This is a genomic window from Planomonospora corallina (assembly GCF_042650625.1).
GTDB classification, from domain to species: domain Bacteria; phylum Actinomycetota; class Actinomycetes; order Streptosporangiales; family Streptosporangiaceae; genus Planomonospora_B; species Planomonospora_B corallina.
The window spans coordinates 11,402-27,539 of the sequence record NZ_JBHSBM010000036.1; the positions used below are offsets into that span (position 1 = coordinate 11,402).

The 16,138-nt window shown below is 75.3% G+C and carries 15 protein-coding genes; 8 read left to right on the top strand and 7 right to left on the bottom strand.

Annotated elements, in window-relative coordinates; genetic code table 11:
- The first annotated feature begins 51 nt into the window (after positions 1 to 51).
- The 3 genes from ACFOWE_RS25970 to ACFOWE_RS25980 all read left to right on the top strand — a co-directional run bounded on the left by ACFOWE_RS25970 (position 52) and on the right by ACFOWE_RS25980 (position 3,548).
- On the top strand, positions 52 to 117 hold the full coding sequence (locus tag ACFOWE_RS25970) for a hypothetical protein (RefSeq protein ID WP_377292418.1): 66 nt from the start codon (positions 52 to 54) through the stop codon (positions 115 to 117).
- Between the two features lie 207 nt (positions 118 to 324).
- Positions 325 to 1,056, top strand: coding sequence for a TetR/AcrR family transcriptional regulator (locus tag ACFOWE_RS25975; protein ID WP_377292420.1), 732 nt, complete (start codon positions 325 to 327; stop codon positions 1,054 to 1,056).
- A complete protein-coding gene (locus ACFOWE_RS25980; RefSeq protein ID WP_377292255.1) occupies positions 1,053 to 3,548 on the top strand; it encodes a PEP/pyruvate-binding domain-containing protein in 2,496 nt (831 codons plus the stop codon). Before ACFOWE_RS25975 ends, ACFOWE_RS25980 begins: the two co-directional genes overlap by 4 nt.
- A 49-nt stretch (positions 3,549 to 3,597) precedes the next feature.
- On the opposite strand, the gene ACFOWE_RS25985 is transcribed toward ACFOWE_RS25980, so the two are convergent.
- On the bottom strand, positions 3,598 to 3,903 hold the full coding sequence (locus tag ACFOWE_RS25985; RefSeq protein WP_377292257.1) for a hypothetical protein: 306 nt from the start codon (positions 3,901 to 3,903) through the stop codon (positions 3,598 to 3,600).
- Positions 3,904 to 3,988: 85 nt separating this feature from the next.
- A complete protein-coding gene (locus tag ACFOWE_RS25990) occupies positions 3,989 to 5,107 on the bottom strand; it encodes a hypothetical protein (protein WP_377292259.1) in 1,119 nt (372 codons plus the stop codon).
- 550 nt (positions 5,108 to 5,657) lie between these two features.
- Between ACFOWE_RS25990 and helR the strand changes: the two genes are divergently transcribed.
- A complete protein-coding gene (helR, locus tag ACFOWE_RS25995) occupies positions 5,658 to 7,805 on the top strand; it encodes an RNA polymerase recycling motor ATPase HelR (protein ID WP_377292261.1) in 2,148 nt (715 codons plus the stop codon).
- Between the two features lie 57 nt (positions 7,806 to 7,862).
- Here the strand turns inward: helR and ACFOWE_RS26000 are convergent, their stop codons facing one another.
- Positions 7,863 to 8,783: an MBL fold metallo-hydrolase gene (locus ACFOWE_RS26000; protein WP_377292263.1), complete on the bottom strand. Its 921-nt coding sequence runs from the start codon at positions 8,781 to 8,783 to the stop codon at positions 7,863 to 7,865.
- A gap of 194 nt (positions 8,784 to 8,977) precedes the next feature.
- Between ACFOWE_RS26000 and ACFOWE_RS26005 the strand changes: the two genes are divergently transcribed.
- Positions 8,978 to 9,508 (top strand): hypothetical protein, encoded by a 531-nt coding sequence (locus ACFOWE_RS26005; RefSeq protein WP_377292265.1) that lies wholly within the window; start codon positions 8,978 to 8,980, stop codon positions 9,506 to 9,508.
- Between the two features lie 25 nt (positions 9,509 to 9,533).
- Here ACFOWE_RS26005 and ACFOWE_RS26010 read toward each other — a convergent pair whose 3' ends face one another.
- Both ACFOWE_RS26010 and ACFOWE_RS26015 read right to left on the bottom strand, forming a co-directional pair.
- A complete protein-coding gene (locus ACFOWE_RS26010; RefSeq protein ID WP_377292267.1) occupies positions 9,534 to 10,385 on the bottom strand; it encodes a universal stress protein in 852 nt (283 codons plus the stop codon).
- A 118-nt stretch (positions 10,386 to 10,503) separates the two neighbouring features.
- On the bottom strand, positions 10,504 to 12,072 hold the full coding sequence (locus ACFOWE_RS26015) for a hypothetical protein (protein WP_377292269.1): 1,569 nt from the start codon (positions 12,070 to 12,072) through the stop codon (positions 10,504 to 10,506).
- 218 nt (positions 12,073 to 12,290) lie between these two features.
- On the opposite strand from ACFOWE_RS26015, the gene ACFOWE_RS26020 reads away from it, so the two are divergent.
- Both ACFOWE_RS26020 and ACFOWE_RS26025 read left to right on the top strand, forming a co-directional pair.
- Positions 12,291 to 12,902 (top strand): helix-turn-helix domain-containing protein, encoded by a 612-nt coding sequence (locus ACFOWE_RS26020; protein ID WP_377292271.1) that lies wholly within the window; start codon positions 12,291 to 12,293, stop codon positions 12,900 to 12,902.
- Between the two features lie 29 nt (positions 12,903 to 12,931).
- Positions 12,932 to 13,492 (top strand): GNAT family N-acetyltransferase, encoded by a 561-nt coding sequence (locus ACFOWE_RS26025; protein WP_377292273.1) that lies wholly within the window; start codon positions 12,932 to 12,934, stop codon positions 13,490 to 13,492.
- 34 nt (positions 13,493 to 13,526) lie between these two features.
- On the opposite strand, the gene ACFOWE_RS26030 is transcribed toward ACFOWE_RS26025, so the two are convergent.
- Positions 13,527 to 14,195, bottom strand: coding sequence for a CBS domain-containing protein (locus tag ACFOWE_RS26030; RefSeq protein WP_377292275.1), 669 nt, complete (start codon positions 14,193 to 14,195; stop codon positions 13,527 to 13,529).
- Positions 14,196 to 14,531: 336 nt separating this feature from the next.
- On the opposite strand from ACFOWE_RS26030, the gene ACFOWE_RS26035 reads away from it, so the two are divergent.
- Positions 14,532 to 15,584 carry a zinc-binding dehydrogenase gene (locus ACFOWE_RS26035; RefSeq protein WP_377292277.1) on the top strand — a complete coding sequence of 351 codons (1,053 nt, stop codon included), beginning with the start codon at positions 14,532 to 14,534 and terminating at the stop codon, positions 15,582 to 15,584.
- A 37-nt stretch (positions 15,585 to 15,621) separates the two neighbouring features.
- Here ACFOWE_RS26035 and ACFOWE_RS26040 read toward each other — a convergent pair.
- On the bottom strand, positions 15,622 to 16,138 hold a 517-nt coding region (locus ACFOWE_RS26040), incomplete at its 5' end, for a LysE family translocator (RefSeq protein ID WP_377292278.1).

Genomic DNA, 16,138 nt, shown 5'->3' on the forward strand with positions numbered 1-16,138 from the left:
GGCGGCGGCCCCGGCACCGGCTACGGCATAGTCGGGGGCTACCTGGCCCTGGTGGTGGGGCTGGCCGCCACGGCTCTCGGCGCGCTGGCTCTGGCCCGCGCCCGCCGTACCGGCTGACCCCGCCCGGACGCGTGCCCGCGTCCGGGCGGGGAGCCCGCCGGGCCGGAGCCGCGGGGACACCGTCCGGCCCCGGCCCGGCGCTCGTCCGGCTCCGGCGCGGGGTGCCGTGCCCGGTGCGGCGGGCACGGCGGGAGTCCCGGGCCGGCTGAGGGCCTTGCCTCCTGATTAAATGACTGATTATCCTCATCTAGTCAAACATTGGAGATGAGGCTGATGGGCAGGGCCGGCAGACCACCGCAGGATCCGGCGCGCAGAACCGAGCGGGCGCACCGGATCCTCGACGCCGCCGCCGAGCTGATCCTGCGCTGGGGCTACGACAAGACGACGGTCGACGATGTGGCCCGGCAGGCCGGGGTCGCCAAAGGCACGATCTATCTGCACTGGAAGACCCGCGAGGCGCTCTTCACCGCGCTGCTGCGCCGCGAGCGGGTGCGGATGCTGGCGGAGGTACGGCGCGGCACACCGGCCACGCCGCACGACCTGTTCGCCGCGCTCGCGCTCGCCCTGCTGCGCCGCCCGCTGCTCAAGGCGCTGCTGACCGGTGACTCCGCACTGCTCGGCAAACTCGTCAGGCAGAAGTGGCGCGGCCCGGGCGCGCTGGAACCGAGCGCGGCCTTCGACGACTACTACACCGAGCTGACCAGGCTGGGCGCGGTCAGAGACCTGGCGGGGGACCACACCCTGGTGATCGGCTCGGTGCTGTACGGCTTCCTCGTGGCACCCGGCCTGCTGCCGGCCGGGCCCCCGGCCGACGAGCGGATCGCCGCGTTGCTCGCCGACACCGTCGACCGCGCCACCGCGACCGGGCAGGCGCCGCCCGCGGGCACCGCGCACGCGGTCGCCCAGGCCACCCTCGGCTACCTCGACGCGGTCGAGGAGCTCGCACAGCGGAAACTGGACGACTCCCTGAACCCCGCTGAGGAGCGTGTGACGTGAGCACGGTCATCCCTCTCGGCGCCGCCGGCGCCGACCTCGCCACGGTGGGCGGGAAGGGCGCCTCCCTGGCCGCCCTCGCCAGGGCGGGGCTGCCCGTCCCCGGCGGCTTCCACATCACCACCGCCGCCTACCGCGCGTTCACCGCGGACTTCCGCGCCGACATCCTCGCCGCGGCCTCGGCGGGCGACGCCGGGCGGATCGCGTCCCTGTTCGCCGGGCGCGAGGTGCCCGGGCCGATCGCCGCCGAGATCCTCGCCGCGCACGCCGCGCTCGGCGAGGACGTCGCGGTGGCCGTGCGCTCGTCGGCCACCGCCGAGGACCTTCCCACCCTGTCCTTCGCCGGGCAGCAGGACACCTACCTCGGCGTCAGGGCCGAAGGGCTGCTCGAGGCGGTCAAACGCTGCTGGGCCTCGCTCTGGAACGCCCGCGCCATCGCCTACCGCGACCGCAACGGCGTCCCGCACGCCGACGTCGCCCTGGCCGTCGTGGTCCAGGAGCTCGTGGACGCCGACGCGGCGGGCGTCATGTTCACCGCCGACCCCGTCACGGGCGACCGCGGCAGGACCGTGATCAACGCCTCGTGGGGGCTCGGCGAGGCCGTGGTCGGCGGCCACGTCACCCCCGACACGGTCGTCGTGGCCGGCGGCGCGGTCGCCGAGGAGCGAACCGGCGACAAGAGCACCATGACCGTCCGCATCCCCGGCGGCACCCGCCAGGAGCCCGTCCCGCAGGACATGCGCCGCGCTCCCGTCCTCACCGGGACGCAGGCCCTGACCCTGGCCGCGCTGGGAGCGCGCGTCCAGGAGCTGTACGGCGCGCCCGTGGACGTGGAGTGGGCCCGGCACGGCGGCGCGTTCGCCATCGTCCAGGCCCGCCCGGTCACCGGCCTCAGACCGCCCACGGAGGAGTGGAACGACAGCCTCAAGGGCGACCACCTGTGGACCGCGGGCAACCTGGGCGAGGCCATCCCCGACGTGATGACGCCGATCACCTGGTCGTTCGTCCGCCTGTTCATCAACGAGGCCATGCCGGCGACGACGATGCCCGGCTTCGACCTGGTCGGCAACATCGGCGGCCGCTTCTACATGAACATGAGCGTCATCGTCTCCGCCGCCCGGGCGCTCGGTATGCGGGGCAGGCTCGGCGCGGTCGAGCAGGTCTTCGGCAGGCTGCCGCCGGGGCTGGAGGTGCCGCTGCTCCAGGTGTCCCGGTGGCGGATCATCAAGGCGGTGCTGCCCACGGCCGTCCGGATCCGGCGCAGGGTCCGGGCGAACCTCAAGGGCATGCGCCCGTTCCTGGCCGGCGCGCCGCGGCGCTGCCAGGAACTGCACGCCGCGATCCGGGCCGCCTCCTCGCCCGCCGAGCTGGCCGGCCTGTGGCCGGGGGCCGTCGAGCCGCACCTGGTCACGGCCTGCCGCATGCTGGAGGCCGCGGGCCGGCAGGGCGGCACCGTGCTCGTGCGCACCCGGGACGAACTGCGCAGGATGACGGGGGACGGCGACGCCGAGGCCATGCTGACCGGCGGCGACGGCGAGCTGGCCAGCCTCGGCCTCGTCACCGGCCTGGGCCGGCTGGCCGCGGGAGAGATCACCCGGGAGACCTTCGCCGCGGTCTACGGCCACCGCGGCCCGCACGAGTTCGAGGTGTCCATCCCGCGCCCCGGCGAGGACCCGGAGTGGATCGACGCCCAGCTCGCCGGGCTGCGCGACCTTCAGGCCGACGACGACGCCGACGCCCCGCGGGCCCGCCGGCGCGCGGCCGGCGAGGATGCCTGGGCGCGGTTCGCCCGGCGCCACCCGCGCCGGGTGGCGAGGATGCGGGCCAGGGTGAGGCGCTGGCACGCGGTGGTGCGCGACCGCGAGGCCACCCGGTCCGAGGTCGTCCGCGTGTTCTGGGTGCTGCGGGCCTTCGTCCTGCGCGCCGGCGAGCTGACCGGCCACGGCGACGACCTGTTCTACCTGTACCTGGACGAGCTGCTCGCCGTACTGGACGGCGACACCGCCCCGCTGGAGCGGGTCCCGGTACGGCGGGCGACGTACGAGGCGTACGCGGCGCTCCCGCCGTACCCGGTGCTCATCGTCGGCCGCTTCGACCCGGTCCGCTGGGCCGCAGACCCCGGCCGGCGCACCGACGTCCACGACGCCCGCGGCACGAGCGTCCCGGTCGGCGAAGCCGTGACCGGCTTCCCCGGCGCGCCCGGAGTGGTCGAGGGGATCGCCCGGGTGATCACCAGGCCCGAGGACGGCGTCCGGCTGCGGCCCGGCGAGATCCTGGTGACCACGCTCACCAACGTGGGCTGGACGCCGCTGTTCCCGCGCGCGGCGGCCGTGGTCACCGACCTGGGCGCGCCGCTGTCGCACGCCTCGATCGTGGCCCGGGAACTGGGCATCCCGGCGGTCGTGGGCACCGGGAACGCCACCATGCGGATACACGACGGCGACAGGATCAGGGTCGACGGCGAGCGCGGCACGGTGGAGCCGCTCACGGCCTGACGGCCCGGGCCGGCCCGCGCGCCCGCACCGTCGGGGCCCGCGCGCCCGCTCAGCGCCTGACGGGAATCCGGCCGGTCCCCCGGCACACCCCGCAGGGCACCGCCAGGGAGACCACGACGGCGCCGCCGCCGCCGGTCGCGCTCCGGCGCCGCTCCAGCCGGTGGCCCGCCCCGCCGCACCGGATGCACTCGCGCGTCCTGCCGGCCTGCCCGCCGCCCGGGGCCCGCCCCGCCGCGGCGACGTCCGCGAACGAGGCCACGACCGCGGCGGCCTGCTCCTCGGTCAGGTACGGCAGCACCACCTTGCCGCCCGTGGCCGTGGGGATCCCCAGGACATGGCTTCCTCGCTCGGGCACGATCCGTCCTCTCCTGCTGTCTCGTCCGACGCGCCCTACGGTAAGCCCGCCCGGCCCCCGCCCGCGCGGCCGGGTCGCGCCCCCGTCACCGGTCCGCGGCCGGGCTCAGCCACCGGGCGGGCACCCGGACCACCGTCACCAGCGGCATCTCCACCGCGTTGCCGTCGCCGTCGCACAGCTCGCCGCGCACCCGGTAGACGACGCCGGGCTGCAGGCCGAAGGCGCCGGCCTGCTCCGCGGTGAGCTCGACGTCGGCGCTGCCGGACTGCACCACGCACATCCCCTCGACCAGGGGCGGGCCGTCACCGGCGAGCACGGCGGTGACCGTCAGCTCGAAGGAGCCGCCGCACTCGCGCCGCAGCCCCTCCCCCAGCTCCGCCTCCCGTCCGGGCGGCAGCGCACCGGGCACGTCCACCCGGTAGGCGGCGCCGACCACGACGCCGCCCACCGCCGCGTCCGAGGGCCCGGCGTCCGAGGTGCGGCCCTCCCCGGCGCGGGCGGGACCCGCGGGCGGCGGGAGGACGGCCGCCGCGGCACCGCCGGCCGGCCACACGTGCCGGGCCCGGCCGGCGGCGGCCGGGACGGCCGGGCGCCAGGCGGCGGCCTCCAGCCGGTCGAGCCGGGTGCGGAGCGCGGCCAGGTCCCGCCGGCAGCGGCCGGGCGCCTCGTGCAGGTCGGCGGACGGCCACCGGCCCGCACGAGGCGCCCGGCCGCGGCGCAGCACCGGCACCGTCAGGACCGCCCAGTACGTCAGCGCGATGCCGGCCGCCGTCCAGCGGGCCTGCGGGGCGCTTCCGGCCGCCACCATCGCCAGCCCGGCGGCGCCGTACAGCACCCAGAGGAACCGCAGGCCCCGGGTCCGCAGGAGCGCCGCCGCGGGCCACAGCAGCAGGCCCGCCGCCGCGCAGGCCCACTCCAGCTGCCGTGCGGTGACGGCCAGGCCACCGGTGTGCGCGGCCAGGTAGGCGTGGACCGGATCGGTGACGATCCGCAGCCAGCCGGCGTCCCGGACGGCCGGCCACACCGCGCCCGGCGCGGTCCCCGCCGGCCAGGCCAGGTACGCCACGGCGGCCAGGGCGGCCACGGCCGTGACCGCGACGGCGGCGCCCCGGGCCGCGGGCGGGCCGTCGCCGGACCGGCTGGACGCCCACCGCCGCGCCCTCTCGTGGCGGCCGGAGAGACGGTCGGACAGGCGCGGCACCATGGGATCTCCCTGCGGGCAGGCGGATCGGCGTCACCGGCGGGAGCGGTCCCGTGGGGCGACATGGACTGGAGCAACGAGGAACTTTACATTCGTCCCCTTTATGCCCGAATACCTTTATGGCCAGAAGGGAGAAGTTTTACCTTCGGCAGGACCACGGCGAGCCGCCCGGGAGCCACGGGACCGGGCCATGCGGCGCACCACCGCTGCGAAGAGCCCGGAACGGCCGTCCGCCCACAGCGGACGACGGCGGGACGACAGGGGGACGACAGGGGACGGCGAGGGAGGGCGATGAGGGGAGGCAGGCGGAAAGGGGAGTACCCGCGCCTTTCCACTATCACCGTATAGCGCACCGGGGGGCTTGCGGCAAGACCCCGGCCGTGCCGCACAATCACCATCCGAACCACCATCCGAACCACCGTCCGAGGCCGCAGCCTGCGCGAAACGGGGTCCCCGTCAGGCGAAGCGCCGCTCGTCACGGCCACCAGCCCATCACACCCCTCCACGCCCTGCCGCGCGGTGGCGCACGCGACCCCAGATCGGAGCCGATGACGTGAAACCTCTGGCCACCAGCGCGTTCGACCTACCCGGCCGCCTCTCCGCCAAAGCCGACCCGGAACTCATCGCCGGCGACGAGCGGCACTTCGCGGCCATCGCCCACAGCCTCGAGCAGACGATCGCCGACCTGTCCGGCCGCCTCGACGCCGAACGCAGGGCGCCCGGCGGCACCGGCCGGCAGGCGCTGGACCGGGACCTGGAGATCCACCGGCTGACCGCCCGCCTGCGCACCCTGCGCCGCTTCGGCCTGGACCTGTGCCTCGGGCGCATGGTCGGCGCGGACGACCCCGAACCCGTCTACGTCGGGCGGCTCGGCCTCACCGACGGCGCGGGCCGCAGGCTGCTGCTCGACTGGCGCTCCCCCGCGGCCGAGCCGTTCTTCGGAGCCACCCACGCCAACCCGATGGGCCTGGCCAGCCGCCGCAGATACCGCTGGACCCGAGGCCGCGTCAGCGACTACTGGGACGAGGTGTTCACCCCGGAAGGACTCGAAGGCCACGCCGCGCTCGACGACCAGTCCGCCTTCATCGCCGGCCTCGGCGGCAGCCGGTCATCGCGCATGCGCGACGTGCTCGCCACCATCCAGGCCGACCAGGACGCCGTCATCCGCGCGGGATCCCACGGCGCCCTCGTCGTCGACGGCGGCCCGGGAACGGGCAAGACCGTCGTCGCCCTGCACCGCTCCGCCTACCTGCTGTACTCCGACCCCCGGCTCGGCCACCGCCGGGGCGGCGTGCTGTTCGTCGGCCCCCACCACCCCTACCTGGCCTACGTCTCCGACGTCCTGCCCAGCCTCGGCGAGGAGGGCGTGCAGACCTGCACCCTGCGGGACCTCGTCCCCGAGGGAGCCACCGCGGCGATCGAGACCGACCCGGACACAGCCCGCCTGAAGTCGTCCGCGGACCTGGTCAAGGCGATCGAACCGGCCGTCAGGTTCTACGAGAACCCGCCCACCGAGGAGACGACGGTCGCCACCCACTGGTCCGACGTCCGGCTGACCGCCGACGACTGGGCCGAGGCGTTCCGCGCACCGGAACCCGGCACCCCGCACAACGAGGCACGCGACCGGATCTGGGAGGAACTGCTCACGATCCTGGTGGACAAGCACGACGGCGACGTCCCCGCCGACCTGCTGCGCAGGTCACTGCGGCACAACAGGGAACTGCTGCAGGCCTTCAACCGCGCCTGGCCGCTGATCGAGGCGGCCGACCTCGTCGGCGACCTGTGGTCGGTCCCCGCCTACCTGCGGATGTGCGCCCCCTGGCTCGGCCCCGGCGACGTCCGCAAACTGCAACGCGACGACGCCCACGCCTGGACGGTGTCCGACCTGCCGCTCCTGGACGCCGCCCGGCGGCGGCTCGGCGACCCGCAGGCCTGGCGGCGCAGGCGCCGGCAGGAGGTCTCCGCCGCCGCCCGGCGCGAGCACATGGAGCGGGTCATCGACGACCTGATCGAGGCCGACGACTCCGAGATGCTCGTGATGTCGATGCTGCGCGGACAGGACATGCAGGGCGCCCTGGCCGACGACGCCGACCCGCCCGGCGCCGGCCCCGACCGGCTCGCCGGCCCCTTCGCCCACATCGTCGTGGACGAGGCCCAGGAACTCACCGACGCCCAGTGGCAGATGCTGCTGTCACGCTGCCCGTCCCGCAGCTTCACCATCGTCGGCGACCGCGCTCAGGCCAGGCACGGCTTCACCGAGTCATGGCGGGAACGGCTCGAACGCGTCGGGCTCGACCGGATCACCCTGGCCTCCCTGAGCATCAACTACCGGACACCGCAGGAGATCATGGCGGAAGCCGAGCCGGTCATCCGGGCCGCGCTCCCCGACGCCAACGTGCCGGTCTCCATCCGCAGCAACGGTGTCCCCGTCACCCACGGATCGGCCGCCGACCTGGGCACGGTCCTCGGCACCTGGCTCGCCGCACACGCCGAAGGGACCGCCTGCGTCATCGGCGACCCCGCCTTCCAGGAGACGCCCCGCGTCCGGTCGCTGACCCCGGAGCTGGCGAAAGGACTCGAATTCGACCTGGTCGTCCTCATCGACCCGGAGACGTTCGGCGAGGGCGTCGAAGGAGCGGTCGACCGCTACGTCGCGATGACCCGCGCGACCCAGCGGCTCGTCGTCCTCACCAGCACCTGACCCCGGCCGGGCGCCGCCCGCCGCCTCGGCGGCCGCGCGGCGCCCGGCCCGGACGGCTCAGGAAAGCCCGCTCCAGGGATCCTCACGCCGCCACAGCGTGGGAAAGTGCAGCCCGACCCCCTGCTCGGCGGCGAGCGGGCCGATGACGCGCATGGTGGCGTCGAGGTCGTCGCCGAGATAGGGCAGCGCACGCAGCGGCTCGCTGAGCGGCCGGAAGAAATCGTCCCAGTGGATGAGCACGACCCGGCGCGCCCCCACCGCCTCCACCGTCTCCGCCCAGTACGAGCGGATGTAATCCGCACCCTGGAGACCCAGCTGGCCCACGCCGAGATAGACCACCTCGGCCGAGCGCCCGCGCAGCGCGCCCGCCACGAAGCCCGCGCTGCCCTGGACCAGCGCGGTACGGCCGCCGGCGTGCTCCAGCAGCAGGGACCAGGCCTCACCGCAGCGGTACGCCGACGCCCTGACCGGCGGCACGACGGGCCCCCCGATGCCGCCGGGGTAGCGGTCGGGCGGACAGTGCCGCGACTCCAGCAAGGTCAGCGTGAAGGCACCGCACCTGACCGGCTCGCCGGGCGTGACCTGCGTGATCCTGTCACCGGGCAGGCCGCCGCCGCGCCCGATCCAGGCCGCCGAGGAACCGCCGACCAGGCGGGCGCCGGTGCGGGCGGCGACCGCCGCCGCGTCCATGGCGTGATCGAAGTGGGTGTGCACCGGGACGAGCGCCTCCAGCGACCCCACCCCGGCCCGGGCCAGGGCGGCGTCGATCCGCGCGTGGTCAGGGGCGATCCGCCGCGCGGCCACGGCCAGGAGCGGAGGACGGGAGAAGAACCCGTCGGTCATGACGGCCGAGGCGCCGTCCCCGATGAGGAGGGTGGTCACCCCCAGGAAGGTGACCGACGGCCCGAGCCCGGCCCCGGGCAGGTCGAAACGGTCCGCGTAACGGGAGAGGTCGGGACGGCCGAACCGGATTCTCATGGGCGGACCCTAGCCAACTGGCGCACACCCCCGGAAGCCCGGCAGCCACCGGGAAACCGCCCCCGCGCGCCCCCGCACCCCGCGCCGCCCGGCCGGATCGCCGCGTGTCGCCCGGCGGTGAGCCGGGCTGAATGTCGGTGACCGTCGGTAGCATCGGCGTCCTGACGACGAGGAGGCCGGTTGAGGAGGCCGCTGTGACCCGTGCCCTGACCATCCCCGTGCTGGTCACCACCGATCTGCCGCCGCAGACGGACCTCGCCGCGTTCGGGCGGCTGGTCGCCGACGCCGTGGCGGTGCTGACCCCGTCCACCGGCGTCCCCTACTCCGCCCACCTGCGCGGGCGGGCGTTCTGGCTGGACCGTCCGCTCACCGCGGCCGAGCCCGGGGCACCGGCCCCGCCCGCCGAGCAGCTGCGTTTCGCCGCGCTGCTCGGCTTCCTGTCCGTGACCCCCTCGGTGATCCATGCGGAAACCCCCACAGGAACCCCCGCGGAAACCCCCTCGGTGGCCTCCGGCACCCCGCACCCCGCCTCGAAGGCGGCCGCCCTGACCGACGCCCGCACGGCGATCACCGCGGCCGTCGCCGCCGCCCACGGCGACCTCGGCAGCCCGCCGGCGGTGCTGGCGATCCGCGCCGAGGACGTGCACGACCGCACCCCCGACGGCGCGGTCCCCGCCGCGACCGCACCATCGGCCGGCCCCGCCCCGGCCCAGCCGGTGGGATGAGAACCCCGCCCCGGCCCGCGGCGGGTCACGACCGGACGACCGCCACCGGGCAGCGGGCGTGGTGCAGCACACCCCGGCTGACCGACCCCAGCAGCACCGCCCCGACCGCACCGCGCCCGTGGGAACCCACCACCACCAGGTCGGTCCCGCCGGAGACCTCGGTCAGCGCCTCCACCGGATGCCCCTGCCGCACGTCCTCGACCACCGGCACCTGCGGATACCTCTGCCGCCACCCCTGCAGCCGGGCCTCGGCGACGCGCTGCTGACCGGCCCGGATCTCATCGACGTCGTAGACGACCTCCGGAGCGAAGGCGTGCACCGGCAACTGCCAGGCGTAGACCGCCCGCACCCCGGCGCCGCGCAGCGCCGCCTGCTCGAAGGCGTACCCCAGCGCCGGCTCGCACGCCGGCGAGTCGTCGAACCCCACGGCGACCTCGCCCCGCGCCTCCTGCGGCACCGACCGCACCACGACCACCGGACGGTGCACGTGCCCGGCCACGTGCATGCTCACCGAACCGAGCACCGCCCCCGCGAACCCGCCCAGCCCCCGGCTGCCCATCACCAGCCCGGCCGCCGACTCCGCCTGCTCCCGCAGCACCATCGCCGGAGAACCCTGCAGCACCCGCGTGGTGACCTCCAGGCCCGGCCGGCGCCGCAACGCGACCGCCTCGGCCTCGGCCAGGACCTTCTCCGCGGCCCGGTTCAGCGCGTCGCCCAGGTCGGGATCGGGGAACCTGACGATCTCGTGCGGCCAGCGCTCCACGGCGCAGACGATGCGCAGCGGCATCCCCCGGCGACCGGCGTCGTCGGCCGCCCACTCCACGGCGGCCGCGGCGGCGGGCGAGCCGTCCGTGCCCGCGACGATGATGTGCTCCATGGCTCCTCCTCGGGTCCCTCCCCCCATCAGACCCCGCGGCGGCGCGCCCGCCCAGGGCCACAGGTCCCGGACCGGGCCCCGGACCGGGGCCCCACCGCCTCAGCCGTCCCGGAAAGCCTCAGTCGTCCCAGGAAGGGGAGAACCTCGCCCGCCAGCCCTCCGGCAGCCGCACCACGCGCCAGGACGCGGCGAACCGGGGCGGCCGCGCACCGCGGTGGACCACCAGCAGCCGCTCACCGGCCTCCAGCGCCCGGCGCACCCGCACCGGCGGCCGGCGCGGGAACCCCTTCGCCAGCCCCTGCGAGCGGCACCCCAGCAGGTAGCCGAACTGCACCCCCGACTGCCCGTAGACCATGCACGGCCCCCGCACGCCGAGCCGCCGCAGCTCCTCCACCGCCAGCCGTACCCGCTCCCGGCCCTCGAACGCGATCTGCGACATGCGGTACGCGTACCCGCCCTGGAGCACGAAATGGGCCAGCAGGCCCGCCGCGGCGAACACCACCGCCGCCGGCCGCCGCCGCGACCGGCCCCACCGCACCAGCGCGATCACCCCCGCCGCCGCCGGCAGCGCCGCCAGCGCGTACGCCGGCATCAGGAACCGCGGCGCGGCGTACCCGACATAGAAGAAGTACGGCACCGCGACCACCATCGCGACCACCGCCGCCAGCAGCAGCGGACCGGGCCCGCGCCGCTCCCGCACAGCCGTGTACAGGCCGAAGGCACCCGCCAGCGGGATCGCCAGCCACCACACCAGCGCCACGGCCGAGACCGGTCCGCAGTCGGTGCCCCACCGGCACAACGACGGGCCGTCCAGCGCACGGGCGTGCTCGACCACCGAGAACGCCGGACCCGTCAGGTTCGCCTCCCCGGCGGCACGCCACCGGGCCGCGACACCGCCGTAGCGCGCCACCGCCTCCGCCAGCCACACACCCCAGCCGACCGCCAGCCCCGCCACGACCGCCGCCACCGCCTGCACCCACCGCCGGCGCCGCACCAGCACCGCCGCACCCGCCAGCGGCACCGCCAGCGCCAGCGCGTCCGACGGCCGCACCAGCGACACGAACGCCAGCACCCCCGCCAGGCCCGCCACCACCGCCCGGGAACGGACCGGCAGGCACAGCAGGCCGGTCGCGGCGACCGCGCCCAGCGCCACGTACAGGTTCGGCATGACCTCGTTGCCGTAGAACAGCGACAGCCAGCACCCCGAGAACAGCAGCGCCGCCAGCGGCGCCGTGTACCCCGGCCGCACCCGCGTCCACACCCAGAAGGCCGCCAGCAGGCCCAGCGACGACAGCGCCGTCATGTACAGCCGCAGCACCACCACCGAATCGGTCAGCGCCGTCACCGGAGCCACCAGCAGCGGCATGCCCTGCGCGCGCGGCGCGCTGAACTCCGCCGGCGGGGCGTGCCCGGAGAACTGGCTGGCGTAGATCGCCTCGTCCCAGCCGATCCCCATCCGCGCCGACACGACCGTCAGCTGCGCCACCGCGTACACCGCCGCGACCACGCCGAGCAGCACCGCCGGCCGCCGCAGCCGCCCCCACCGGAGCCGCTCCGCGGGCGCCGGACCGCCCTCCGCCGCCCGTACCGGGCCCCCCACCGCGGCGCCCGGTACGGCGCCCCGCCCCGGCCGCGCCACCGGATCTCCATCGAGGACACCGTCGTGCCCGGTCTCCGACGTCGCCATGTCCGCCTCTCCCCGCTCGTCCCTCCCCGGGGCCGGCCCGGCGCCTGCGGGGGGAGGCGTACGGCACGCGGCGGACGGCGGGCCGGCCCGGCCGCAGGGGGCGATACCCGGGCCCGGCCGTGCGCACGGTCCGGACCGTGTCAAAGTTCGAGAAACCCGCCCCGAACAGGCCCCCCACCCCTGGCCCGGCGTCCCAAGTCTGAGATATCTTCTCTGATATGAGAACCGGTGAGGAGAGTCCCCGCCCCACGCCCGAGCCCCCCGACCAGGCCCCCGACCAGGTCACGGTCCGCCTCGCCACCCGCCTCGCCCGGCTGCGCACCGAACACGGCTGGTCCCTGGACGACCTCGCCCGGCGCACCGGGATCAGCCGCTCCACCCTCTCCCGCCTCGAACGCGCCGAGATCAGCCCGACCGCCGCCCTCCTGAACCGGCTCTGCTCCGCCTACGGCCGCACCATGTCGCGCCTCCTGGCCGAAGTGGAGAACACCCCCTCCCACCTGGTCCGCGCCGACCAGCAGACCACCTGGCAGGACCAGGCCTCAGGCTTCACCCGCCGCGCGATCTCCCCACCCCACACCGGCCTGCGCGGCGAGATCATCGAGGGCATCCTGCGCCCCGGCGCCGACATCTCCTACGACCAGCCCCCCGTACCCGGCCTGGAACAGCACCTCTGGCTCCTGGAAGGCGCCCTCCACGTCACCGCCGGCGACCACACCCACCACCTCCACCCCGGCGACTGCCTCCGCTTCCACCTGTGGGGCCCCTCCCGCTTCCACTGCCCCGGACCCCTGCCCGCCCGCTACGCCCTCATGATCATCCTGCCCTGACGCCGCCCCGCCCAGCCGAGGACCCCACGATGACCGCACCGACCGCACCGACCGCACCGGCCACCATCACCCGCCTGACCCCCGCCCGGTTCCACGACAGCATCACCGGCCTGGCCGCCCTCCTCACCGCCGCCGTCGCCGACGGCGCCTCCCTCGGCTTCCTGGCCCCCCTCACCCAGGAGGACGCCGCCCACTGGTGGCACGCCCAGACCCCCGCCGTCACCGACGGCACCCTCACCGTCTGGACCGCCCACCACCACGGACAGCTCACCGGCACCATCGGCCTCACCACCGCGCCCAAAGCCAACGGCCGCCACCGCGCCGAGATCATCAAACTGATGGTCCACCCCCGGGCCCGCCGCCGAGGACTGGCCCGCACCCTCCTGACCACCGCCGAACACGCCGCCGCCCAGACCGGAATCACCCTCCTGCTCCTGGACACCGAGACCGGCAGCGCCGCCGAACACCTCTACACCACCGCCGGCTGGACCCGCTACGGCACCGTCCCCCGCTACGCCGCCGACCCGGCAGGCTCCCTGCGAGACTGCAGCTTCTTCTACAAGGAACTCCACCCGGACGGACCCCGCTGACGACCCCCCGCCACCCGGCCACCCGCAGGACCCGTCAAAGAGCCCGAGCCGCCAGAACATCGTCACGCGCCCACGTCAACTCGGAGACGACACCGACGACCCCCTCCGACCGGCGCACCGCCTCCACCAGATGCGCCGCCAGCGAACTGCGCTCCACAACGCCGCCGACCGTCACCACCCCGTCGGCCACCGACACCGACAACGCCGCCGGATCGACCCCGACCTCCGCCCGGATGACCTCCTCGACCTCCGCCCGCAACCGCTCCGGAGAACGAGTGAACACCTTCAGCAGATCCACCTGGTGCACCGTACCGACCATCCGGCCCGTGACGGGATCGATCACCGGCAACTGCCGGACCCGCCGGTCGTGCATCAACCGCGCCGCCTCCCGGACCGGCGTACCCGGCGTCACCGTCACCGCAGGAGCCGTCATCAGCTCCGCCGCCACGACCCCCGCCGCCTTGCGGTGCTCCTGCCGCTGCCGGTGCCCGTCATAGATCGAGACACTGTGCCGCACCCGATCGGTCTCCTTGAGCAGCAGATCGTCCTGCGACACCACGCCCACCGGCCGCCGATCGGAATCCACCACCGCGACCGCCCCCACCGCGAAACGCCTCATCACCGCGATGATCTCAGTGAACGGCGCGTTCAACGGCACCGCGATCGCCACCCGGCCCATGACATCCCTGACCTGCGTACCCATGGCCGGTCTCCTCTCGTCCCGCACGACCGCCCCCCGGCGGGCGCACCTCCATCGTGCGCGCCACGGACCACCACCCGGCAGAGCGGAACGTCCCCCCCTCTACGGACTTACGGTCCTGTTTCCCCACGACAACCGACCTCCCGCAACGCCCCGTGGCCCTCCGTGGCCCTCCGTGCCCGGCGGGCACGCCGGCCCCGGGCCGCCACGGCCATCCCCCACGCCAAATCCCGCCCACGAAGCCCCCACGGTCACCTCCCGGCCGCACCACCACGCCCCCGCGCGGGAACAACGCAGAACGACCAGTCGCACCCGCCGCCCCGACCACCAGGAAGACCCATGACCCGCACCATGCTCGCCGGACGCCTCGACGTCACCACCAAGACCTTCGCCCTCGAGGAGATCCCCGTCCCCGAACCCGGCCCCGGCCAGGTCCGCATCCGCGTGCGGGCGGCCGGAGTCTGCCTGTCCGACGTCCACCTCATCGACGGCAGCCTCACCCCCCAGTTCCTCACCACCGACAAGGTCACCCTCGGACACGAGGTCTCCGGCGTCGTCGACGCCCTCGGCCCCGACGTCCCCGCCGGATGGACCCCCGGGCAGCGTGTCCTGCTCAACGCCGGAGAACGCTGCGGCCAGTGCCCCAACTGCGTGCGCTTCACCGAACCCTGCCTGCAGGTGCGCACCCGCGGCGTCGACTACGACGGCGGCTGGGCCCAGTACGCCCTCGCCACCCACCACACCCTCGTCCCCATCCCCGACGACCTCCCCTTCGAGCAGGCCGCCATCATCCCCGACGCCGTCTCCACCCCCTGGGCCGCCATCGTCTCCACCGGAAAGGCCCAACCCGCCCGCCCCGCCGGCGTATGGGGCATCGGAGGACTCGGCGCACACGCCGTCCAGCTCCTCCGGCTCGTCGGCGCCGCCCCCATCATCGCCGTCGACCCCCTGCCCGCCGCCCGCGAACGTGCCCTCGCCTTCGGCGCCGACACCGCCCTCGACCCCACCGCCCCTGATCTCCCGCACCAGGTCACCGCCGCCGCCGGAGGCCGGGGCCTCGACCTCGCCCTCGACTTCGCCGGCGTGCCCGCCGTACGCGAACAGGCCGTCTCCTGCCTCGCCCCCGCAGGCCGGCTCGTCCTCGTCGGCCTCACCCCCGCCGCCCTCACCATCACCGACAGCATCCGCTTCAGCTACCTCGGCCGGCAGATCCTCGGCCACTACGGCTCGACCCCCGAGCACGTCCCCCAGCTCGTCGACCTCACCCGCCACCACCGGCTCGACCTGGCCCGCTCCATCAGCGGCACCCTGCCCCTCGCCGACGCCGCCACCGCCGTCGACCGCCTCACCCGCAAAGAAGGCGACCCCGTCCGCCTCATCCTCACCCCCTGACCGGCCCGGCGCCGCACGGCAGGCGCGAGCCGCACCCTCATCCCGGCGCCGGAGCACGCCCCAGCGCCAGATGCACCGCCAGCCCGCCCAGCACCGTCCCCATCACATACCGCTGCACCCGCACCCACACCGGCCGCCCGTCCAGCACCTTCGCCACCGACCCCGCCACCATCACGAACATCGCGTTGAACGACACCGCCACCACGATCTGCGTCAGCCCCAGCACCAGGCTCTGCACCGCCACCCCACCCCGCGCCGGATCCACGAACTGCGGAAGCAACGACACGTACAGAACCGCGATCTTCGGATTGAGCAGGCTCGTGACCAGCCCCATCGAGAACAACCGGCCGGCCCCCTCCGCCACCGGCTCCCCCGGCGCGAAGACCGGACCCCCGCCCGGCCGCACCACCCCCCACGCCAACCAGAGCAGATAGCCCGCCCCCGCCAGCTTCACCACCGCGTACGCCGCCGGCACCACCGAGAACACCGCCGTGATCCCGGTCACCACCGCCACCAGGTAGACCACGAAACCGGCCGCCACGCCCGCCAGCGAG